This is a genomic window from Mycobacterium sp., from assembly GCF_008709575.1.
Classification (GTDB): domain Bacteria; phylum Actinomycetota; class Actinomycetes; order Mycobacteriales; family Mycobacteriaceae; genus Mycobacterium.
This window is the reverse complement of the sequence record NZ_VYIK01000007.1, coordinates 1-21,787: the sequence shown is the minus strand read 5'-3', so window position 1 is coordinate 21,787 and position 21,787 is coordinate 1. Positions and strand designations below refer to the sequence as shown.

The following is a 21,787-nucleotide window of genomic DNA, read 5'->3' as shown; positions in this document are numbered from 1 at the left end:
GATTTCTCCCTAGGTCACCGTCTGACGATATATCCGTGGCTTTCCCGGTCCCAGACACCGGGCCTGATACCTCGGGCGCGAAGAATGTCTTTACGCACCCTCCCGATAATGTTTTTCGGGAGTTCGTTCACGATCTCGACATAGCGTGGCACGTAGAAGTACGGGAGACGTTCGGCGCAGAAATCCAGTAGTTCCGGGTAATCGAGCGTGGACTGCGGCCGCAATGCCACTACCAGCAAGATGTCGTCCTCGCCCAGCTCGCTGGGCACGCCGATCGCTGCTGCCTCGGCTACCGCGGGATGCGCCATGACCGCTGTTTCCAGTTCTACTGAAGAGATGTTCTCGCCCCGTCTACGCAACGAATCCTTCAGCCGGTCGACGTAAGTGAGATTCTGCTCGTCATCAAACATGCCGAGGTCACCGGTACGGAACCACTCCGGGTGCGGTTCGACCACACCGTCTTCGCCGACGTAGCCTTCGCTCATCACGTGCGGAAAGCGCGCTCGGCAAACGATTTCGCCGACCGTTCCAGTCGGCACCGGATCGCCTTTGGCGTCAAGGATGCGCACCTGGAAATTCTCATTGGGTCGGCCCGACGTGCCCGGCATTCCCTCATCATCGAAGGCTTTCACTGTGATCGGAAATGCCTCGGTCATACCGTACATCGTGACGATCCTGCAACCGTAACGCTTTTCGATGGCTCGGTAGCGGGCGGCGTCGATCGGTGCCGCGGAGATGAACCGCAGCGGTAACTGTGCATCACGAGGGTCCGGCGGCTGATTCCACAGCATGGAAACCATCGCACCGGCCCCGGCGAAACCTGTCGCGCCGCAGGCGCGCACGTCATCCCACACGCTATCTGGATGAAAAGCCTTCGCCAGCACGGTGGTTGCACCGACCAGCATCGGTGCCAGCACAGATGGTGCCGCGCTGAGATGAAACAACGGCATCGCGGTCCACAACACTTCGCCCCGACCGAATTTCCACGCCGCTGCGACGGTGGCGGCCACGTTGAACAGGTAATGCCAGCTGGTGGCAACCGCTTTCGATACGCCGGTGGTGCCGGAGGTGAAAAAGAGCGATCCTGTGGCCGCGGCTTCTCCGGGGGTGTCCGGTACCGCATCCGCCGAGCAACGGGCCAGCATGGCATCGAGCGCCTCGCCCACAACCAACACGTCACGGAGCATCGGCAACCGATCGGCCACCTCCGCGACGCGCACCCGCCGATCGCTATCGGTGAGGATCGCTTTCGCCCGCGCCAACCGCAGCGCATGCAGCAGAAACTCACCTTTGTTGGCAGCGTTCACCGCCGCGGTAACTACCCCTATCCGTGCCGCGCCCAGCCAGAAATAGATCCATTCCGGGCAGGTCGCGGTGAACAGCGCGACGCAGTCTCCGCGACCCAGCCCCATTCCTCGCAGGGCGCTCGCCGCCGCACCCGACCGCCGTCGCATCTGTTCGAAGGTCACCGCATCACCGGCGATCGACATCATCACCCGATCGGGAAACTGCTCGGCACGACGATCGAGCACCGCTGCAACGCTGAATTGCTCAACACCGAAATCAGCGGGCTCAAACGCCATCAGGCGTGCGCAGCGGCCGGGTCCGGCTGACCGTCGGGGGTGTATCCGAAGTCGTCCGGTGATGGCTGCTCACCCGGGTAGAACCGATGAGCCCAGCGCCGCAGCGCAGCGTAGTCACGGGCCTCTTCGGGCGCCAGGTTGGGCTTCTCGAGATATTTCATGTTCTCCCAGGTGAAGAAGTCCTGTTTGATGACTTCGCGTTGCAGCGCCAGAAATCGCGCGGCCCGCCCGGTCGGCTCATCACCGGTGTCGCCGGGCTCGCGCACCGAAGCTTGGGTGTAGAAGTAGTCGGTGTAGTCCTCGTCGACCGGAGTCTGTCCGGTGACCTGAATGGTAGCGACCAGCTCACTGGGAAAACGGACGACACCGATCCCCAACGAGTAGTTGTCGTAGATGATCTTGGCGTCCACCGGCCCGTTGGGCGTCAGCCAGGTCTGGGCACGACCGCCGCCGAAATGAGCGTTGACCGTGGCGTGCAGGTGGTAGCCGGACACCTCGAACGACGCCGTGGTCGCGGGGTTGGCCGCCTTGTGCACGTATTGCACGTGATACGGGTCGGCCGCGTTTTCGATGATCATCTGGGCGTGCACCTTCACCCGGTTGAGCATCCTGCTGTGCGGGTGCAGCGGGTAGTATTCGTCGGTTTCCAGTTCGGCCAGCACCGGCGGCTGCCAGTAGGGCGGGCGCCCGTGGCGTTCGTGCCAGACCAGGATGAAGCCGTACCACTCGGTGCACGGATAGGTGCGGATGCGCACATTGTGCTTGCAGCCGATCTTGCTGTAGGGGATCAGCGCATTCGTGCCGTCGCCGCGCCACTGCCAGCCGTGCCACGGGCAGACGATGTTCTCTTTCTCGACGGTGCCGCCGACACCGAGATTGGCGCCCAGATGCTGGCAGTAGGCATCCAGTACGTGTACCCGGCCGGATTCGGTGCGGAACACCACCAGTTCCTCGCCGAAGTAGTGCACGCGTTTGACCTCGCCGGCGGCCAGTTCGGAGGCGAAACCGACGATGAACCAGCCGGTCGGGAAGCGGTACGGCGACAGCCCGATACCACTGGGTCCGAATTCAGCTTCCGAGGGATCCATGGTGGAGTCCGAAACCGTGTAAGTCACTGCCTCTCCGTTCCCCGCGCAGCCTCGGGCGCCTGGAAAACTCCCGTCTATTGTTACTATTTTAAGCATTGCACGTCAACGCCCGGTTGCAGGGTGCGGCCAGCGGACTTCGGCGGAGGTTGGGGATGTCCACAGCCGACCTGGATCTGTCGGATTTCGGGCTGTGGCGCAACGGTTTTCCAGATGAACTGTTTGCCGATCTGCGACGCAACCGGCCGCTGTTCCGCCATGATCTCACCCCCGGTCTTGCCAAGATCGGGGCCCAGTGCGGCTTCTGGATGACCACCAAGCACCGCCATTCCGTGCGCATCCACCGCGACGCCGACTCGTTCACCGCGAAAGACGGTCCGCTGATCCAGCCCACGGGCACCTTCTCGTCCTACCCCACCATCGTCAACATGGACGAGCCCGAACTCAACAAGCGCCGCAAACTCATCTCCAGCGCGTTCACGCCGCGGGCGATCGCGACGCTCGAAGACGGCATCCGGGAACGAGCCGCCCAGCTGATCGACAACCTGCTGGCCCGCGGCGGCGGTGACTGGATCGCCGACGTCGCCGATGCGCTGCCGATGACGGTGATCGGCGACATCATCGGCATGCCCGCCGCTGACCGGCCGCGAATCTTCGCCGTATTCGACCGCATCCTGACCGCACGATCGCCGCAGGCCCGCCTGACCGAGCAGCAGGAGCGCGAGCTCTACGCCACGATCTTCGGCTACGCGCTCGAGCTCACCGCCGAGAAACGACGCCATCCCGCCGACGACATCTGGAGCACGCTGGCCTCGGCGGTGATCACCGGAGAAGACGGCGAGCAGTTCCGGCTGCCCGCCAACGAGCTGGAGATCTTCTTTTTCGTGCTGGCCTTCGCCGGCAGCGACACCACCAAAAACGCTCTGGCCGGCGGCCTGCCGGCGTTCGTCGCCAACCCCGAGCAAATCGAGCGGTACCGCGACGACGAGACGGTGCGGCCGGGGGCCGTCGAGGAGGTGTTGCGCTGGGTGACGCCGGTAACGTACTGGACGCGCACCACCAAGGTGGACATCGAGATTGACGGTCAGCACATCGGCAAAGGTGAGCGCATCGTGTCGATGCTGCGCTCGGCCAACCGCGACGAGGAAATTTTCGACGACCCGTTGCGCTTCGACATCGCCCGTGCGCCCAATCCCCATGTCGCGTTCGGCGGTGGCGGACCACACCACTGCCTGGGCGCCATGCTGGCCCGCGCCGAGTTGCGAGCGGTGTTCGACGAATTGCTGTTGCGCTGCGAGGCCATCGAGCTGGGCCCGGCGACCGTGACGCACGCCAATTTGGGTACCAACATGTCGATCTACGACGAGATGCCCATGTCGCTGCGTCCCCGCTGATCACCCGGGCGGCCCGACAGAGGCTGCGAGCTGCATGGTCGCCCGGCTACAGTCCCTTCGGACGTGTACCGATCACTTCGGCGGCCGTCAACCGCGCGAGGTCTGCGTCGGTGAGTCCGCACCGCTCGCGCAATACTTCGGCATTGTGTTCGCCCAGCGTCGGCGGGGCGCGCAGCAACCACCGTGACTGCCCGGCCAGCGGGGCGAACGGCGGGCGCGGATACCAGCCGGTGCCGGTGCGCGGATGGTCGAGCGACTCGAAGAACCCGCGCGCTAACAGCTGCGGGTTCTCGGTCACCAACGACGGCGAAACCACCGGAGCAGCGGGAATGCCGGCAGCGGCGAGACGTTCCACCGCTGAACCGAGCTCCAGGGGGGCCAGCCACGCGGCCAGTCGACGGTCGATGTCGTCGCCACGGGTCCGCCGGCCGACGACGGTCGTCAGACTCGGGTCGTCGCACCACGGCGGATGTCCCATCAGCCCGACCAGCGCCTGCCACTGCTCGTCGGTACCGATGGTGACCGCGATCCAGTCGTCGTCCCCGGCGCAGCGGTAGAGGTTCTGGATCGCCCAGCCATGCCCGCGGTTGCCCTGCCGACTCAGCGTCACCCCGAACACCTCGGCTTCGATCGGCTGGATCGCGGTGGCGTTCAGCACGGTTTCGATCATCGGCAACTCGACGAGTTGGCCGTTGCCGGTGCGCTCGGCGTATTCCAGCGCCGCCAGCACGGCGAAAGCCGCGTGGATCCCGGCCAGCGGATCGCAGGCGCCTCGCGGGGTGACGGGCGGTCCCTCCGGCGTCCCGGTCACCCAGGCCAGGCCGGCGATCTGTTCCATGGTGGGCGCGAAACCGACCCGGTCGCGCCACGGGCCGTCCAGCCCGAACGCCGGCATGCGGGTAACGACCAGCCGCGGATTGACCGTCAGCAGGACATCGGCGGTCAGACCGAAGTGATCCATCACCCGCGGCGAGAAGTTCTCGATCACCACGTCGGCACCCCGCACCAGTGAGATGAACAGCCGTCGACCCTCGTCGGACCCCAGGTCCAGGGTCACCGAACGCTTGTTGGTGTTCACGGCGTGGAACACCCAGCCGTATTCCCACCAGTCCTCGACGTCGGTGCGCATCCCGCCGGAGTAGCGGATGCCGTCCGGGCGCTGGATCGACTCCACCTTGACGACGTCGGCGCCGAACGCGGCCATGAGGTGCGTCGCAGCCGGCCCGGCCCAAAACGCGGTCAGATCGACGACGCGGACACCGTCTAGCGGCAATCGGCGATTAGTCCGCAGCGAGCCGGTTTCCCTTGGTGGCCAAGGTGATTCGTCGTTGGCCTCGCCCAACTTCGGCGCACCGCCCACGCCAGCGGGTCGGCAGCGCGACATCAGCCAGGGAGTGCGGGGCTGGTGGAAACCGGCCGGGTTGGCCACGAACACGCCCCGCTCGGCCAGGTGAGCCATGCCGCGAATCGTCGCGCCGTTGCCCAACGCGGCGATCGGCAGCCGGAACAGCTGCCCGAGTTCGACGATCTCCTCCACAGTGCGCTGGGCCAGCCACGGGCCGATCCGCTCGCGGATGAAATCGCGGTACTGCCATCGACCGATCTGAAACTGCAGCTGCGGATTCTCGGTCAGCTCCGGGCAGTCCACCATCGCGGCGAAGTCGCGCCACTGCTGTCCGGTGACCATCGTGATCCCGACGTATCCGTCCTTGGCGGGTTCGATCGAGGGCACCTCGACGGTCCGGGTGACCGGCGGCACCCGCAGCAGCTGCGAGTGCAACCACTCGCCGCTCTGCATCAGCGTCATCGCTTCCAGCATCGACAGGTCGAGATGCTCGCCGGGTCCGCCCTGCCGGACTCGACGGCGCATCGCCAGCGCACCGAACGCGGCGAACGCCCCGCCCAGGTACTCGCCCAGGTCACCGCCGATCGCGATCGGCGGGCCGGCCGGATCCCCGCGGAAGCCTGTCGAGCCCGCCCAGGCCTGCAGGGTGAACTCGCTGGCGGCGCGCTCGGCGTACGGACCGCTCCACCCGAAATCGGAGATGGTGACCACAATGGCCTGGGGACGCCCGGCCAGCAAACTCGGCGGGTCGATACCCAGCTCGCTCGCCCGTGACCGGCTGGCCGTCAGCACCACCACGTCGGCGCCGGCCAGCTCGGCAGGCAGTCGTCCGGATTCCCCCCCGAGCCTGACGCTGCGCTTGCCGGCGTTGAGATAGCTGAACAGCGGCGCATCCGCGCCGTTCGGTAGGGGAGAACGGCTGGCGGTGAATCGCCGAATCGGATCTCCTTGCGCCAGCTCGATTTTACGCACCGAGGCGCCGGCGTCGGCCAAGAGCTTTCCGCAGTAGCTGCCGGCTATCCGGTCACTGATCTCGACGACTCGCACATCGTGCAGCGGCGTCGGCTTGGTGTCGGGGCTTTCGCTCACCTGCCTCCATCCGGTCTCCGGCGCATCCTGGGTCGACTGCGGCAGTCCGAGTGGCTTCGAACAATCCGGCTATTGTGCCATTACTGCTAAGATTGCAGTCAATGGAGTTCGCGGGGTCAGCAGCCGTGCGCTCTGTTTGGTCGTTTCGTTGCGAGGATTTTATGGCTGCGTTGGGAATTGGCCCGCAGGCTCGGCGTCGCTTGGCGGCGCCGAGAATCGCCGAGATCGTAGCCGACGAATTACGCCGCCAGATCATCGACGGCGAATTGGCCGACGGTGATCTGCTGCCGCGCCAGGAAGTGCTCGTCGAGCGGTTCAATGTCAGCCTGGTCTCGCTGCGGGAGGCGCTGCGAATCCTGGAGACCGAGGGCCTGGTGTCGGTGCGGCGCGGCAACCGCGGCGGTGCGGTGGTGCACGCGCCGGCCAAGACCAGTACCGCTTATATGCTGGGTCTGCTGCTGCAGAGCGAGAACGTCGGTCTCGCCGATCTGGGGGCGGCGCTGCGCGAGCTCGAACCGGTCTGCACCGCGCTGGCCGCCCAACGGCCCGACCGGGTGAACACCTTGGTCGCCGAGCTCAACCGGATCAACGACGCGATGGCCGTCCACCTCGACGACGGCGGGCAGTTCACCGAAATCGGCCGGCAGTTCCACAAGCTGCTGGTGCGGGGCTGCGGCAACCACACCATGATCGCGGTGGTCGGCAGCCTGGAGACGCTGTGGAGCGGCCACGAGCAGCAGTGGGCCGACGAGAGCACTGCGCGGGGCACCTATCCGGCACTGGCCAAGCGCCGCGCTGTGCTCAACACGCACGTCAAACTGACCGAGTCGATCGAAGCCGGAGACGTCGAACGGGCTCGTCGCATCGCCGCCCGGCATATCGCCGACACCCAGACCTACGTGTTATCGGGTCGCAACGATCAACGCATCTATGCGCTGTCACCCCAGGCGCTGGCCCGTCCGCGGGAAACCCGTCATCTCTGAGGCAACGGTGCGAACCGCATTGGTTACCGGCGGCAGCGGTGGGATCGGCAAGGCGTGTGCAGTGGCGCTGCGCGAGCGTGGATACGACGTGGTGCTGGCGGCGCGGCGCGCCGGTCCGTTGCGGGCAGCGGCCGACGAAATCGGCGCACGTTACCTCGTGGCCGACGCCGCCGACCCGGTCGGCTTCGAGGAGGCGATCCGCCCCTTGCAGACAATCGACCTGGTGGTCCATGCCGCCGGCATCCTCGACGGCACTTACGCGCGCAAGCAGACGTTCCAGCAGTGGCGGGCGATCATCTCGGCCAACCTCGACTCCTGCTTCGTGGTGACCGCCGCCGTGTTGCCGCGGATGCGGGCCGGCTCGCGACTGGTGTTCATCTCCTCGTCGGCCGCCCATGAGCCGATGCCGGCACGCACCGCCTACTCGGCGTCCAAGGCCGGGCTGAACGCGTTCGCCCGGGCACTGGCGCGCGAAGTCGACCGCGATGGCATCAGCGTCCATATCGTGACGCCCGGTCCGGTGGAAACCCCGATGCTGCAAGATGTTCCGTTTGAGATGTATGCGATCCAGGTCGGTGACGTCGCCAAGACCGTCGCCTGGCTGGACACCGTCGACCCGTCGGTGGATCTACCCGAGATCCGGCTGGACGCGGTACGCCGCGGTCCGTTCGCCCGTGAACCGGTGGTGCCTACCGCGGCTCGCCTCCGGGCCGAACGGGGAAAGCCTTGATCACCGATTCGCCGAATTCGTGCAGGGATTCCGGCGCAGCGAAGTCGGCGAACCAGACGTAAAAACGCTCGACGCCCTGGGCGGCCAGGCCGGCGAAATGCCGGCCCAGTGCCTCGGCGTCGCCGCAGACCAGGCCCGGGCCCAGATACCCGAAACGCCGGGTGCTCACCTCGCGCACCGTGGCCGGGTCGGCCCCGGATCGCACGAACCCCACCATTTGCTGCACCGACAACCGCGCCGGGGCCGCGGCGGGGGCCAGCCGCGCCAGGCGGTCGATGTGGTTGGCGGGCAGGTTCCACCAATCTGCGTAACGGCGAACAAGTTCCATAGTGCGGCGCCCGGTGCCCCCGACAACCAGCGGTATCGGGAACTCCGGGCGCGGATTTTGACGTCGGCCGGGGTCGTCGCCCTGACCCCAGTACTGTCTGAGCAAATCGAGGTGGCGTTCGAGTTGCTCGACCCTGGCTCTCGGATCCCGCTGGCCGACCTCGAATCTGACGAGTTCCTCGGGCCAGGAGCCGGAGCCCAGGCCGAGCTCGAATCTGCCGTTCGACGCCGCCGAGAGGGTGACGGCTTGTTTGGCCAGTACTGCCGGGTGCCGGAACGCGTCGCAGAGCACCAGGTGACCGATCCGCAACCGTTCGGTGGCGGCGGCCACCAGGGTTGCCACAGTCATTGCTTCCCAGATGGTTTCATCGGGCATTCCGGGCGCCTCGAGATGGTCGATGAATGCGATGCCGTCGAACCCGCTGGCCTCGGCGTGGCGTGCGCGGTCGACGATCTCGGCGAGGGCCAAACGCAGTTGTGGCAGGAACAGATACCACTCGGCCATAGCAGGTCACCCTATAAAGCCGCCGCTGTCCGACCGCGATTGACGTCGGTCCGGCTAGTTTACTATTTTTACTATGTTAGGGGTGGTATGGACGTCGGACTGAATTCCGGGCAGCTGGCGCTGCGCGACGCCGTGCGCGACGTCTTGCGCACCGAGTGCCCGCCCGGCGTTGCCCGCCAGGCGATGACGGACCCGGAACGCTGGCGCCCCCTGTGGAAAACGGTCGTCGATCTGGGTTGGACCGAACTCGCCAGGCCCGGCGCCGACGACTTCGGCCGCCTCGATCTGGCCGTGGTGGCCGAAGAGTGCGGTGCGGCGATCGCGCCGATACCGTTGCTGTCCAGCGTCGGTCTGGCCGCCGGCGCATTGCGGGCCGCCGGCCCGGCCGCCGATGAGGTGCTGCACCAGATCGGCGGCGGTGCCGTCGCCGCGCTGGCCGTTCACCCGCCCGGAGCGCGGCTGCCCGGCGTGCCGATGACGCTGCAGCGGGGCCGGTTGCGGGGGCGCGCTGTCGCGGTTGCCGAGTTGTGCCGCGCCGAGCTGGTCGTCACGCTCGCCGCGGATGGCGACGGGGTCGTCGTCGCGGTCGCGCACACCGGTGACGGCGTCGCCGTGACACCGGTCGACTGCATCAATCCGGCCCAGCCGGTCGCCGACGTCGACATCGACACCATTCCGGTCCTGACCGCGCCGGTCGACCTCCAAGCCGCGCTGGGGACACCGCTGATGGCCGCCGCCGCCGATCTGGTCGGGGTGGCCGGCGCTGCCCTGGCCCGCTCCGTCGAGCATGCGAAATCGCGCGAGCAGTTCGGCAAGCCGATCGGCGCCTTCCAGGGTGTCAAACACGCCCTGGCTGACAACTACGTCAGCCTCGAGCGCGCGCGCAGCCTCACCTATGCGGCGGCGGCCCGTCTCGACGATCCGGGCACTACCCCGGCGGCCGGCTGGATTGCCGCGGCACTGGCCAAGGCGGCCGCCGGCGACGCGGCGGTCGGCTGCGCGCGCACCGCGGTTCAGGTGCACGGCGCCATCGCCCAAACCTGGGAGCACGATGTGCATCTGTATCTACGGCACGCCTGGCAAACCGCCGCGGCACTGGGCGACAGTCATGGCCTCTACCACGACGTCGGTCGCCGATGGGCCGGCGACGATGCGGGCGAGCGCTGAGAAGGAGTGCCGCCCATGACCGAGGTGGTTGCCGAATTCGACCGCTGGCTGACGGATTTCCTGCCGGCCGACTACACCGAGCGGTACCAGCACTACCGCTGGGACTCGGTGCTGCGTCGCGACTATCAGCGGGCCGCCTTCGAGGCCGGCTGGCTGCAGCCGACCTGGCCGCGGGCACACGGCGGCCGCGAACTGGGGCTGCGCGCGGCGATGGAGATCCGGCTGCGGGCCGCGGTGCGGTCGGCGCCCAAGCTGCCCAACATCGCCGGGCCCAACGTCGCGGCACCCGCGATTCGCCGGTTCGGCACGCCCGAGCAGATCGACCGTCTGCTGGTGCCGCTGCTGCGCGGCGACGAGTGGTGGGCGCTGGGCATGTCCGAGCCCGAAGCCGGATCCGATTTCGCCGCGCTGCGTACCCGCGCCGAGCGCGTCGGCCCCGGCAGCGACGTTTTCCGGGTCAACGGCAGGAAGATCTGGACCACCCAGGCGCACCTGTCCCGGTGGTGCATGCTCTATGCCCGCACTGATCCGGCCGCGCCCAAGCACCGCGGCATCTCCTGCCTCATCCTCGATCTGCAGTCACCCGGTGTGCGGATCGAGCCCATCCGGATGGCGTCGGTGTCCGATGAGACGTTCTGCGAGGTTCTGCTCGACGACGTCGAAGTGCCGGTGGCCAACCTGCTGGGTCCCTGCAACGGTGGATGGCACGTCGCTCTGGCCTCGCTGCACCACGAACGCCAGATGATCTGGATCATGAACTGGGTCGAGATCCAGCGGGGTCTCGCGTCCGTCCGAGACGCAGCACAACTGCACACGCTCGGGCACGACAGCGCTGACGTCCTCGCCGAGCTGGGCGCGCTGCTGGCCGACGCCGAAGCGCTGCGAGCCACCGGCTACCGAGCGCTGCACAACGAACTCGCCAACCAGCCCAGTCCGGAAGCCGACATCCTCAAACTGCTGGGCTCGGTGACACTGCAACGGGTTTGGGAGCTAAGCGCCGCCGCGGCCGGGCCACACGCGATCGGCGATCCGCACCTGCTGTTTGAACGACAAGACGCACTGGCTGCGACGATCTACGGCGGGACATCGGAGATCCAGCGCAACATCATCGCCGAGCGGCTGCTCGGACTGCCGAAGGGATGACCATGGATTACGACCTCGGCGCGGACGCCGCCGACCTCAGAAAACGCTTGCGCGCAATGATTTCCGCGCACATCCCGGAAGGCTTCCTGGGTGCCTGCACCGACGACCCGCGCGATCTGGCGACCACCGAATCGTTCTGCAAGCTGCTGGCTTCCGACGGTCTGCTGGCTCTGGCCTGGCCGAAAGAACACGGCGGCGGGGGCGGTTCGGTATGGCAACAGACCGTGCTGCGCGAGGAGATGTGGGCCCATCACGAGCCTCGCGGTGCGCAATACATGGGGATCAACTGGGTAGGGCCGGCGCTGATGCGCTACGGCACCCCGGAGCAGAAGAAGCGTCACCTGTCGGCCATCGCCGCCGGCGAGGTGATCTGGTGCCAGGGCTTCTCCGAGCCGGAGGCCGGAACAGATCTGGCGTCGCTGCGGACCCGGGCCGTACCCGACGGGCACGGCTGGCGCATCACCGGCCAGAAAGTCTGGACCTCCTACGCACAGATGGCATCGTGGTGTGTGGTGGCGGCGTGCACCGATCCGGAGGCGCCCAAGCCCAACCGGCTCACGCTGTTCCTCGTGCCCATGGATCGGCCGGGCATCACCGTGCGCCCGATCCGGTCGATGTTGGGGCCCCACCACCTCAACGAGGTGTTCTTCGACGAGGTGTTTGCCGAGGAGGTTCTCGGCGAGGTCGGCGGCGGTTGGCAGGTGATGCGGGAGGCGCTCGCGTTCGAGCGGGTCGGCATCGCCCGGTATGCCCGGTGCGAATCGCTGCTGGCGCGGATGCAGACCGACCTCGGCGACGACTGGGACGCCTTGCCCGAATCGATCCGCGCCCGCTGGGTGCGGGCCCTGGTTGACTTGCGGGTCGCTCGACTGCTGGCCTACCGGGCGGTGTCCTTGCAAGACGACCCGTCGGCCGGAGCGGCGGCCAGCGCCGCGCGCATCGCGACGACCACGTGCGACCAGCAGGTCGCCGAGCTGCTGTTCGACGTGCTGGGGCCGGCCGCCCTGGACAGTGGCTACGCGGCGCGCCTGCACGGAGCGGCCGAAGACCATTGGCGTTACGCTCAGGCCGCCACCGTCGCGTCGGGAACTATCGAGGTTCAGCGCATGCTCGTGGCCCGAGACGTCTTGGGTGAGCACCGATGAACACCGCCCTGCCCGAAGATATCGCCGAGTTCGCCGCCGTCGCCGCCCAGCGGTTCGCCGCCTTGGGCGGCCCCCGGGCGGCGCTGCGCGCCGAAACCGACGACGCCGTCCGCGATGAGGCAGGGCGCGCGCTGAACGACCTCGGTGCGTTCGACCTGCACGTGCGTTCCGGTGGCGAGGACCTGCTGGCCGCCGCGGTGCTGTGCCAGGCCGCGGGCGCCGCCGCGGTGCCCTACCCGCTCGTCGAGGAACTGCTGGCCATCGACGGCGCCCGACTGACCCTCATCGATCCCGCGGCGCCGCGCATCGACCACGGAGACCTGCCCGGCGCCTGGATCGCCGCGGACCTCGACGGCGCGCGCTACCACCCGCAGCCGTCGTCACGAACCGACGCCAAACTCGGGCCGTTTCTGGTTCCGGCCACCCTGCGCGGACCCGAGGGCAGGGTGCCCGCCGCCGACATCGACACCCACCTGGTGCTGGGGGCGTGGCGGATCCTGGGCGCCGTGCAGCGGTTACTGGACCTCGCCGCCGCGCACGTGCGCACCAGAATCCAGTTCGGCAAGCCGTTGGCCGACTTCCAGGCCGTCCGGTTCGCCATCGCCGACGCGGCGGTGTCGGTGCGCGGGCTTGACGAACTGGCCAAGTACACGACCTGGCGGCTCGACTGCGCACCGGCGCAGGTCCGCTCGGCGGACGCGCTGGTTCTGCGGCTCAAAGCCGCCGACACCGCCCGGCAGGTGTTGCGGATCGCGCACCAATTGCTGGGTGCCCTGGGTTTTTGCGACGAGTCCGACGTCAGCGTGCTCGACCGCCACACCCAGCCGCTGATCCGACTGCCGGTCAGCACCGAGGTGCTCGCGCTGCGGTTGCTGCCCGACGTGCGCAGCGGTCGACTGGAGACGCTGTTCTCGGTGCCGGAGCACGCGTGAGCGCCGGACCCCTGGCGACCGGAACTCCTCTCCGCCACGAGGGCGGCGTCCCGTTCGGGACGCAGTTGCACGAGCTCGCCGCCCGGCTCGGCGACCAACCGGCTCTGATCACCGTGGCCGCCGGCGGCGCTGCACGCTCGCTCAGCTTTGCCGACCTCGACGCGCGGGCCAATCAATGGGGACGCGCACTCGCCGCTGCCGGTGCGGAAACCGGTTCGCTTGTTGCGCTGGCGATCCCCAACTCCGAGCACCTGGTTTGCGCGGCGCTGGGATGCTGGAAAATCGGTGCGGTCCCGGTCCCGATGCGCTGGGATCTTCCCGAATGGGAGCGCTCGCGAGTGCTGCAGGTGATCCGGCCCGCCGTCCTGCTCGACGAACACCACCGGGCACGACTGGCCGCATCGGCCGCCGGCCAGCCCGCTGCCCCGCTGCCGGAAGCGGTGTCCCCCAACGTCAACGGTATCTGCAGCAGCGGATCGACCGGGCTGCCCAAAGTGATCCTCAACCTGGCACCCGCGTTGTGGACGCCGCTGTTGTCCACACCGTTTCTGGCTGCCTGGACACCGGTGGCCCAGCCGCAGACGATTCTGGTGCCCGGCCCGATGTATCACACCAATGGCTTTGCCACACTGGGCTACCTGTTGGGCGGCGACCGCTTGGTGATGCTCGAAAAATTCGACGCCGCAACTGTTGTCGAGGCGATCGAGCACTACCGGATCACCAACTTCACTGCCACACCGACAATGTTGGCCCGTATCGCCGCCGTGCCCGGCATCCACCGGCGCGATTTCTCCAGCGTGGTCTGGATCCTGCAGGGCGCCGCGGTGATGCCACCGGCGCTGTTGCACACATGGTTCGACCTGCTCAGCCCGCAGCAGGTGGTGATGGCCTACGGGATGACCGAGAACCTCGGGTTGACCGCGTTGCGCGGCGACGAATGGTTGGCCCATCCCGGCAGTGTCGGACGCGGCTTCCGGGACACCGAGATCCGTATTCTCGACCCGCACGGCAACCCGCTCGGGCCCGGGGAGCGCGGCGAGATCTATCTGCGATCGCCGATGAGCGCCGGATATCGCTATCTGGGTGGCGCGCCGCCGCTGCCGTCGACGCCCGACGGATTCCGGTCGGCCGGCGACATCGGTCACCTCGACGCCGACGGCTATCTCTACGTCGCCGACCGGCGTACTGACATGATCGTCACCGGCGGCGCCAACGTCTTTCCGGCAGAGGTGGAATCCGCACTGGCCGAGCACGACGGAATCGCCGACGTCGTCGTGATCGGACTCGCCGATCCGCAGTGGGGCCGCCGCGTCCACGCGGTGGTGCAACTCGCCGATCCCGGCCGGCCGCTGACCGAGCAGGAGGTGATCCGCTACGCCAAGACCCGGCTGGCCGGATACAAGGTCCCCAAGACGGTCGAGTTCGTCGACGAGATTCCTCGCACGGCGGCCACCAAGGTCAATCGCTCGGCGATGATCGAGGCCCGCGGCGGCTAAGCGTGCCGACCGCCTTGGATTCAAGCGGGATTCAAGCGGTCGCCGCCCTCACACCGGGTGGACTATCCCCCGGGGCAGTAATTGGTCGTCGCGATCTTGGTGAACTTGGCGGCCTTCTCCTGGGCAAAACCCGGATTTTGATCCGTCAGGTGCGAGACGAGGTCGTCGTCGGTCACGCCGCTGGCCTTCAACGAGCAGACCGTCTGTCCGGCGGTGACGGCCTGGCCCGAGTCCTGGTAGCGGATTCCCGCGTGGTCGAGATCGGCCAGGAAGGCCTGGTCGGGCACGGCTTGACCGGGGATGGCTTGGTCGAGGACGGCTTGGTCGTCGGCGTGGGCCGGAGCGGCCAGGGCAATTGCGGCGACCGTGACCGCCAGCACTTGTCGAGATCGCATGACCCGATCATCGCCGCCGTCACCCGACTTCACCCGGCAGGCAACTATCTTTTAATGGGAGGCAACAATCTTGTAACACACGCAACACGGCTTTGCCCGGGCCGATCGCCAGTCACTGTCGGTCACGACCGGGCCCGCAGCGCGGTAACCTCATTCTCTACCCGCACCCAGGACAGGAGAAGCGCCATGAGCGGCCCGGAACGCGAAGCCGAAGCAACGCGCGGTGAGCGTTTCATCAAGACCGCAGTCGAGATTTTGGGTGAGACCGGACGCACCGATTTCACCGTGCAAGAAGTCGTCGCCCGCTCCAAGACCTCGCTGCGGGCTTTCTACCAGCATTTTTCCAGCAAAGACGAATTGCTGCTGGCGCTGTTGGACCGGACGATGGCCCACACGGCGCGGACCTGGCGCGCCGAGACCACCGGCCTGGACAGCACAGCGGCGATGAAGTTGTTGATCGACCGGATCAGCGCCCACCCGCAATCGAGCACCCAGGACAGCCTCAATCGGGCGTTGAGCCTCTACAACCAGCACCTGGCCGAGACCCGCCCCCGCGACTACGCTCGGGTGCTCTCTCCGCTGCACCAGCTGATTCGCGACATCATCGCGCGCGGCATCACCGAGGGGTTGTTCGCGCCGGGACTCGATGTCGGGGCCGCCGCGGCGATCGTGACACAGACCGTGCTCGGCGCGGTGCGGCTGCACTGGCTGGGTGCGGAGCTGACCGGGGCGCCGATCGACGCCGCCCAGTTGTACGAGTTCTGCATCCGCGCGCTCGGTGCCGGCGACGACCGGACGGTGCCGGCAGCGACACTGGGTGAGCTGTTCGACCAGATTGGGCTGCGGGAGGCTGATCGCCCCGACGAATGCGCGATGGAGCTACCGGTCAGCCCTCAGGTCGTCAATACCGCAGGGGCCGTTCAGGGCGGGCTGATCGCGACGCTGGCCGACGTGGCCGGCGGGCGACTGGGGCTGAACTACCTGCCGGCCGGTTCCGCTCTGACGACCGCCGACCTGTTCGTGCGCTATCTGCGGCCGATCACCGCCGGGTCGGCGCGGGCAGTGGCCCGGGTGCTGCGAGCCGGCCGGCGGGCCATCGTCACGCAGGTGGACATCTTCCGCAGCGACGACGACGAACTGGCCGCGACCGCCACGGTGAACTTCGCCGTCGTGCAGCGCGGTGAGGACGGCCGGACGTGACTTCGTGATCGGCCTTCCACGGGGATCGACCCGGGTGGTAACGTCATTACCACACGCTCCGGAACCATCCACGACAAGAACTATCCCAGGACAAGGAGTCACCATGCCGTCCCGCACACTGTCCTTTCCGGTCTTCGACGCCGACAACCACATGTATGAGACCCAGGACGCGCTGACGAAGTTTCTGCCGGACAACCGCAAGCACGTGATCGACTACGTGCAGGTCCGGGGCCGCACCAAGATCGTGGTGCGCGGCCACATCAGCGACTACATCCCCAACCCGACGTTCGACGTGGTGGCCCGGCCCGGCGCGCAGGAGGAGTACTTCCGTCACGGCAGCGGGGGCAAGAGCTACCGCGAGATGATGGGCGAGCCGATGAAGGCGATCCCGGCGTTTCGCGAACCCGGCCCGCGGCTGGAGGTCATGGACGAGCTCGGCGTCGACTACGCGCTGATGTTCCCGACTCTGGCCAGCCTGGTCGAGGAGCGCATGAAAGACGACCCCGAGCTCATCCACGACGTCATCCACGCGCTCAACCAGTGGATGTACGAGACGTGGTCGTTCAACTATCAGGACCGCATCTTCGCCACCCCGGTCATCACCTTGCCGATCGTCGAGCGCGCCCTCGAGGAACTCGAGTGGTGTCTGGCGCGGGGCGCGCGCACGGTGCTGGTCCGGCCGGCTCCGGTGCCGGGCTACCGCGGCACCCGGTCCCCCGGACTCGAGGAGTTCGACCCGTTCTGGCAAGCCTGCGTCAAGGCCGGAATCCCGGTGTCGATGCACGCCTCGGACAGCGGCTACACCGAGTTCGCGAACGTGTGGGAACCCGGTTCGGAATTTCTGCCGTTCCGGCCGACCCCGTTCCGGATGCTGGTGATGGGCCACCGCCCGATCGAAGACACCTTGAGCGCATTGATCTGCCACGGAGCGCTGTCCCGCAACCCCGAGGTGCGGATCCTGTCGATCGAAAACGGCGCCGAATGGGTGCCGCACCTGTTCAAAGCGCTCAAGGGCGTCTACAAGAAGATGCCGAACGGTTTCAGCGAGGATCCCATCGAGACGTTCAAGCGCTGCATCTACGTCAGCCCGTTCTGGGAGGACAACTTCGTCGACATCGTGAAAATGGTGGGCTCCGACCGGGTGGTGTTCGGGTCGGACTGGCCGCACCCCGAAGGGCTGGCCGACCCACTCACCTTCGTCGACGAACTCGCCGGGCTCGACCAGCCAGATGTCGAGAAGATCATGGGCGGCAACATGATGGAGCTGATGAAGGTCGCCAAACCGGTTTCGGCCTGAGTGTTGCCGTAGCGCGGCCGGGATGAGTCCGGCCGCGCTGCGGTCTGCACGGCGAGCGGAGTGAAAGGTACAACATATGCCCGGCGTGCTCAGTGGCGTCCGCGTCGTCGAACTGGCGTCGTGGACCTACGTTCCGGCAGCGGGCGTGGTGCTCGCGGATTGGGGCGCCGACGTCATCAAGGTGGAAAGTGTCGGCACCGGCGACCCGGGACGGGCGCTCGTGGTCGGCGGGTTCACCCGGCAGGCAGCACGGGCCGACGCCGATTTCATGCTCGAGATCGGTAACCGCGGCAAACGGAGCATCGCAGTCGATCTCAAGACCGACACCGGTCGCCGGATCTTCGGCCGACTGCTGGCCGACGCCGATGTGCTGCTGACCAACTGGCTGCCCGCGGCACTGGAACGCGCCCGGCTCACCGTCGAGGACATCCGGGCGTTCAACCCGAACATCATCATCGCGCGGGGCACCGGGTTGGGGGTGCGGGGGCCCGACCGTGATCGGGGCGGATTCGACGCCGCGACCTACCTGGCGCGCGGCGGAGTGGCCTACACGCTGACCCCGCTGGGCACCGAACATCCTGCCGTGCAGGGCCCGGCGTTCGGCGACCTCCAGGCCGGAGTGACCCTGGCCGGCGGGGTGTGCGCGGCGCTGTTCCACCGGGAGCGCACCGGTGAGCCGACGGTCGTGGACTCCTCGCTGCTGGCCCAGGCGATGTGGAGCATCGCGCCGTCGATCTGCGTTGCCGATCTCTTCGACGTCGACGGCATCCCGGGGGCTCCCCCGGGGCTGGCGATCAATCCGGTGGTCAACAGATTCAAGACCAAAGACGGCCGGTGGATCCAGCTGGTATTTCTGCAACCGGACAAATACTGGGCCGGATTCTGCCGACGAATCGGATTGCCCGAGTTGGCGACCGACGAGCGTTTCGTGCCGGCCGCGAACCTGGTCGCCAACGCCGCCGAAGCCACCGCACTGCTCGCTGCCAGGTTTGCCGAGCACGACCTGGCGCACTGGCGTCGGGCCCTGGCCGACGAACCGGGGGTCTGGGCACCGCTGGCAACTCCGCGAGAAGTGCTGGCCGACCCGCAGGCCCGACCCAACGGCTACCTCGTCGCCAACGCCGACGACCACGGCGTCGAGTACCACATGGTGGCCGCCCCAGTACAGTTCGACCAGACACCGCCCGGCCCGGCCCGCGCACCCGAACACGGCCAGCACACCGAGGAGATCCTGCTGGAACTCGGTTTCGACTGGGACGAGATCGCCGCCGCCAAGGACAGCGGCGCCATCTTGTGACCGTCGACGTCAGCCGCGCCCGCGCCGCACCTGGCTGAACGGCACCCCGCGATCCGCGGCGTACTCGCGGGGAAAGTTCAGCACCCGCTCGCCGATCACGTTGCGGGCCATCTCGACGCTGCCGCCGCCCAAACAGATCGCCTGCCGGGTCAGATACCGCAGACCGGTCTCCAGGCCCTCGCCCGGTTCGCCGACGACCCCTGCTGTTCCGGTGATCGCCAGTCCGGTGTCCATGTCCAGCGTCATGGTCTCGGCGTGAAACAGCCGGATCAGCGTGCCGGCGGCCGGCGGCAACGTGCCGTCGCGCACGCTGTGATACACGTGGTCGACCAGCTGGTCGCTGACCGCGCGGTGCACCAGCACCCGACCGGCCATCTCGCGTACCCGCTCGTTGTCGGCCTGCCCGGTCTTGCGTGCCAGCGCCACATAGTCCACCGGCCTGGAGTGGCCGCCTTCGTTGCTGCCGCCGCTGGCGAATTCCGAGCCCTGACCCACCGCGCGGCGCTCGTGATACAGCTGCCGCGACGCCACCGCCCAGCCCTTGTTCACCTCACCGACCACCGCGTCATCACCGACGTCGACGCCGTCGAGGAACTCCTCACAGAATTCCGTCGACCCGTTGAGTTGAGTGATCCGCCGCAACGTGATTCCGGGATGAGCGATCGGCACCAAAAACATGGTCAGCCCCTCGTGCTTGGGCACATCCCAGTCGGTGCGGGCCAAACACAACCCGTAGTCAGCGGCAAATGCGCTGGAGCTCCACGTCTTTGCCCCATTGATCACCCAACGATCGCCGACCCGGTCGGCGCGCGTGATCACGCCGGCCAGATCCGACCCGCCGCTGGGCTCGGACAGCAGCTGCACCAGCACCTCGTCGCCGCGCAACGCGGCGCCGATGTGGCGCTTCTTCTGCTCCTCGCTCGCGGTGTCGAGCAGCGTCGCGCAGCAGATGGTGAACGTCGGCGTGTTGAGGATCAGCGGCATTTCGTAGCCGAGGCTCTCCTCGTCGAACGCCTTCTGGTATTGGTAATCCAGCCCCAGGCCACCGTACTCGCGGGGAAAACAGATTCCGGCGAATCCGCCTTCATAGAGCCGCTTTTGCAATTCGCGGGCCCGTTGCCAGCAGCGTTCGTCATCGCGGTACATCGGCGGCGGCGATGCCGGGTCGATGCGCGGCATGTTGTCGGCCAGCCACGCCCTGGCCCGGGCGCGGAACTCCTCGACAGACTCGCCGGCCATGTCCATCAGGCCGATCTCGCGGCTTCCGCGCCGGCGTACACCCGCAGGTTGTGCTCTTCGGGGGTGCCGAACATCGACCGGTACAGCACCACCCGCCGCAGGTACACGTGCAGGTCGTGTTCCCAGGTGACACCCAGGCCCCCGTGCATCTGCACGCAGCCCTGCACGATCTGACCTGCCATTTCTCCGACGTAGGACTTGGCGATACTGGCCGACAGGCCGGCATCCGGTGAGCGTGCGGCGATGTCGGCGACCGCGGCGGCCGTCGTCGCCCGGCACGCCTCCAACCACATCTTCATGTCGGCAAAGCGGTGCTTGAGCGCCTGGTAGGAGGCCAGCGGGCGGCCGAAGGTGTGCCGGTCCAGGGCCCACTGCACGGTGAAGTCGAACACGGTCTGCAGGATGCCGACGACTTCGGCGCACTGCAGCACCTGGGCGATGTGGCTTTGGCGATCGATGAGGGCGGCGGCTTCGGCGGCGCTGCCGACCGCCGCAGAGGCCGCCACTGCCACCCCGTCGAATTCCACCCGGGCGTAATGCTTGACCAGATCGATCGATCGCTGCGCCGTGATCCGCACCCCGGTGGCGTCCGTGGGCACCAGAAACTGGCGCAGGCCGTCGTCGCAGCGCGCCACCACCGACAGCACCTGGCTCTGTGCGCCCGCCTCCACCCGGTCCTTGACCCCGTCGATGCGGTAGCCCGAAGCGGTCGCGGTGGCCGTCACCGACGGCTCGTGCGGTTGCCAGCCCCGGCCCGGTTCGTAGACGGCCCACGATGCCACGATGTCACCGGAGATCAGCCCGGCAATCGTGTCGGCATGGACAGTGGGTTCGCTGCAGTCGACCAGTCCGGCAAGCACGGTGCTCACCGGATACAGCGGCCCGGGCGCGACGGTCTTGCCGAGCTGTTCGGCGACCAGCGCCAGATCGGCGACGCCGTTGCCTGAGACAGCGCCGCCGCCGAGCTCCTCGGGCACCAGCAAAGCGGTCCAGCCCAGCTCAGCGGCCCGTCGCCACCAACTTGGGTCGAAGGAGACACCGGCGGCGTGCAACTCGCGCACCCGGCTCAGCGGAACCTCTTTCTGCAGAAACGCTTCAGTGGTGGTGGTAAAGAGTATCTTTTCGGGGGAGTCGACGGCAGTCATAGGAACTAGCGCCTTCCTGGCCTTCCTTCGCCGCTCGGTCCCAGTCGGGGTTCACTGGTGCCACCGATGGTAGCAATGAGCAATACCGCAAGAGATACCGGAGTTCGATCGACAATGACGCCGATACAGGGTCGCCATGGCTGACGTCGACGACGACACCAACGACCACGCCGACGCCGCCATGACTCACGCCGAGGCGATGGCACTGGCCGAGCAGGCCGAGGCCGAGGCCGCCGCGGCCGAAGCGCTGGCCGCCGCGGCCCGGGCCCGGGCCCGGGCCATCCGACTGC

Annotated in this window: 18 protein-coding genes; 11 read left to right on the top strand and 7 right to left on the bottom strand. The window is 67.5% G+C overall.

Going from position 1 to position 21,787, the window contains the following annotated elements; all coding sequences use genetic code 11:
* Positions 1–14 precede the first annotated feature (14 nt).
* Both F6Q13_RS02685 and F6Q13_RS02680 read right to left on the bottom strand, forming a co-directional pair.
* Positions 15–1,583, bottom strand: coding sequence for an AMP-binding protein (locus F6Q13_RS02685; RefSeq protein ID WP_293051857.1), 1,569 nt, complete (start codon positions 1,581–1,583; stop codon positions 15–17).
* Positions 1,583–2,671, bottom strand: coding sequence for an aromatic ring-hydroxylating dioxygenase subunit alpha (locus tag F6Q13_RS02680; protein ID WP_293051960.1), 1,089 nt, complete (start codon positions 2,669–2,671; stop codon positions 1,583–1,585). The genes F6Q13_RS02685 and F6Q13_RS02680 overlap by 1 nt, the downstream gene beginning before the upstream one ends.
* 152 nt (positions 2,672–2,823) lie before the next feature.
* Here F6Q13_RS02680 and F6Q13_RS02675 point away from each other — a divergent pair, with 152 nt between their 5' ends.
* Positions 2,824–4,062 (top strand): cytochrome P450, encoded by a 1,239-nt coding sequence (locus F6Q13_RS02675; RefSeq protein ID WP_293051854.1) that lies wholly within the window; start codon positions 2,824–2,826, stop codon positions 4,060–4,062.
* Positions 4,063–4,108: 46 nt separating this feature from the next.
* Here F6Q13_RS02675 and F6Q13_RS02670 read toward each other — a convergent pair whose 3' ends face one another.
* Positions 4,109–6,496 (bottom strand): CoA transferase, encoded by a 2,388-nt coding sequence (locus F6Q13_RS02670; RefSeq protein WP_293051851.1) that lies wholly within the window; start codon positions 6,494–6,496, stop codon positions 4,109–4,111.
* Positions 6,497–6,657: 161 nt separating this feature from the next.
* On the opposite strand from F6Q13_RS02670, the gene F6Q13_RS02665 reads away from it, so the two are divergent.
* Positions 6,658–7,479 carry a FadR/GntR family transcriptional regulator gene (locus tag F6Q13_RS02665; protein WP_293051847.1) on the top strand — a complete coding sequence of 274 codons (822 nt, stop codon included), beginning with the start codon at positions 6,658–6,660 and terminating at the stop codon, positions 7,477–7,479.
* 7 nt (positions 7,480–7,486) lie between these two features.
* Complete coding sequence (locus F6Q13_RS02660; RefSeq protein ID WP_293051844.1) at positions 7,487–8,209, top strand: SDR family oxidoreductase; 723 nt, start codon at positions 7,487–7,489, stop codon at positions 8,207–8,209.
* Here F6Q13_RS02660 and F6Q13_RS02655 read toward each other — a convergent pair.
* Positions 8,169–9,041, bottom strand: coding sequence for an LLM class flavin-dependent oxidoreductase (locus F6Q13_RS02655; protein WP_293051841.1), 873 nt, complete (start codon positions 9,039–9,041; stop codon positions 8,169–8,171). The genes F6Q13_RS02660 and F6Q13_RS02655 overlap by 41 nt on opposite strands.
* Positions 9,042–9,128: 87 nt before the next feature.
* Between F6Q13_RS02655 and F6Q13_RS02650 the strand changes: the two genes are divergently transcribed.
* From F6Q13_RS02650 to F6Q13_RS02630, 5 genes are read left to right on the top strand one after another with little or no spacing between them, the layout of a single operon-like run.
* Positions 9,129–10,208: an acyl-CoA dehydrogenase family protein gene (locus tag F6Q13_RS02650; RefSeq protein WP_293051839.1), complete on the top strand. Its 1,080-nt coding sequence runs from the start codon at positions 9,129–9,131 to the stop codon at positions 10,206–10,208.
* A gap of 15 nt (positions 10,209–10,223) precedes the next feature.
* Positions 10,224–11,351: an acyl-CoA dehydrogenase family protein gene (locus F6Q13_RS02645; protein ID WP_293051837.1), complete on the top strand. Its 1,128-nt coding sequence runs from the start codon at positions 10,224–10,226 to the stop codon at positions 11,349–11,351.
* 2 nt (positions 11,352–11,353) lie between these two features.
* Positions 11,354–12,496: an acyl-CoA dehydrogenase family protein gene (locus tag F6Q13_RS02640; RefSeq protein ID WP_293051835.1), complete on the top strand. Its 1,143-nt coding sequence runs from the start codon at positions 11,354–11,356 to the stop codon at positions 12,494–12,496.
* Complete coding sequence (locus F6Q13_RS02635; protein WP_293051833.1) at positions 12,493–13,428, top strand: acyl-CoA dehydrogenase family protein; 936 nt, start codon at positions 12,493–12,495, stop codon at positions 13,426–13,428. The genes F6Q13_RS02640 and F6Q13_RS02635 overlap by 4 nt, the downstream gene beginning before the upstream one ends.
* Entirely contained in the window at positions 13,425–14,924 is a 1,500-nt protein-coding gene (locus F6Q13_RS02630) for a class I adenylate-forming enzyme family protein (protein ID WP_293051831.1), read from the top strand. Before F6Q13_RS02635 ends, F6Q13_RS02630 begins: the two co-directional genes overlap by 4 nt.
* A 62-nt stretch (positions 14,925–14,986) precedes the next feature.
* Here the strand turns inward: F6Q13_RS02630 and F6Q13_RS02625 are convergent, their stop codons facing one another.
* Complete coding sequence (locus tag F6Q13_RS02625) at positions 14,987–15,319, bottom strand: DUF732 domain-containing protein (protein ID WP_293051829.1); 333 nt, start codon at positions 15,317–15,319, stop codon at positions 14,987–14,989.
* Positions 15,320–15,505: 186 nt separating this feature from the next.
* Between F6Q13_RS02625 and F6Q13_RS02620 the strand changes: the two genes are divergently transcribed.
* From F6Q13_RS02620 to F6Q13_RS02610, 3 genes are all read left to right on the top strand, one after another.
* On the top strand, positions 15,506–16,519 hold the full coding sequence (locus F6Q13_RS02620; protein WP_293051827.1) for a hotdog fold thioesterase: 1,014 nt from the start codon (positions 15,506–15,508) through the stop codon (positions 16,517–16,519).
* Between the two features lie 103 nt (positions 16,520–16,622).
* Positions 16,623–17,816, top strand: coding sequence for an amidohydrolase family protein (locus F6Q13_RS02615; protein ID WP_293051826.1), 1,194 nt, complete (start codon positions 16,623–16,625; stop codon positions 17,814–17,816).
* Between the two features lie 76 nt (positions 17,817–17,892).
* On the top strand, positions 17,893–19,113 hold the full coding sequence (locus F6Q13_RS02610) for a CaiB/BaiF CoA-transferase family protein (protein ID WP_293051824.1): 1,221 nt from the start codon (positions 17,893–17,895) through the stop codon (positions 19,111–19,113).
* 9 nt (positions 19,114–19,122) lie between these two features.
* Here the strand turns inward: F6Q13_RS02610 and F6Q13_RS02605 are convergent, their stop codons facing one another.
* Together F6Q13_RS02605 and F6Q13_RS02600 are read right to left on the bottom strand one after the other, a co-directional pair.
* Positions 19,123–20,352, bottom strand: coding sequence for an acyl-CoA dehydrogenase family protein (locus F6Q13_RS02605; RefSeq protein WP_293051823.1), 1,230 nt, complete (start codon positions 20,350–20,352; stop codon positions 19,123–19,125).
* Positions 20,353–20,357: 5 nt separating this feature from the next.
* Positions 20,358–21,497, bottom strand: coding sequence for an acyl-CoA dehydrogenase family protein (locus F6Q13_RS02600; protein ID WP_293051822.1), 1,140 nt, complete (start codon positions 21,495–21,497; stop codon positions 20,358–20,360).
* Positions 21,498–21,787 lie beyond the last annotated feature (290 nt).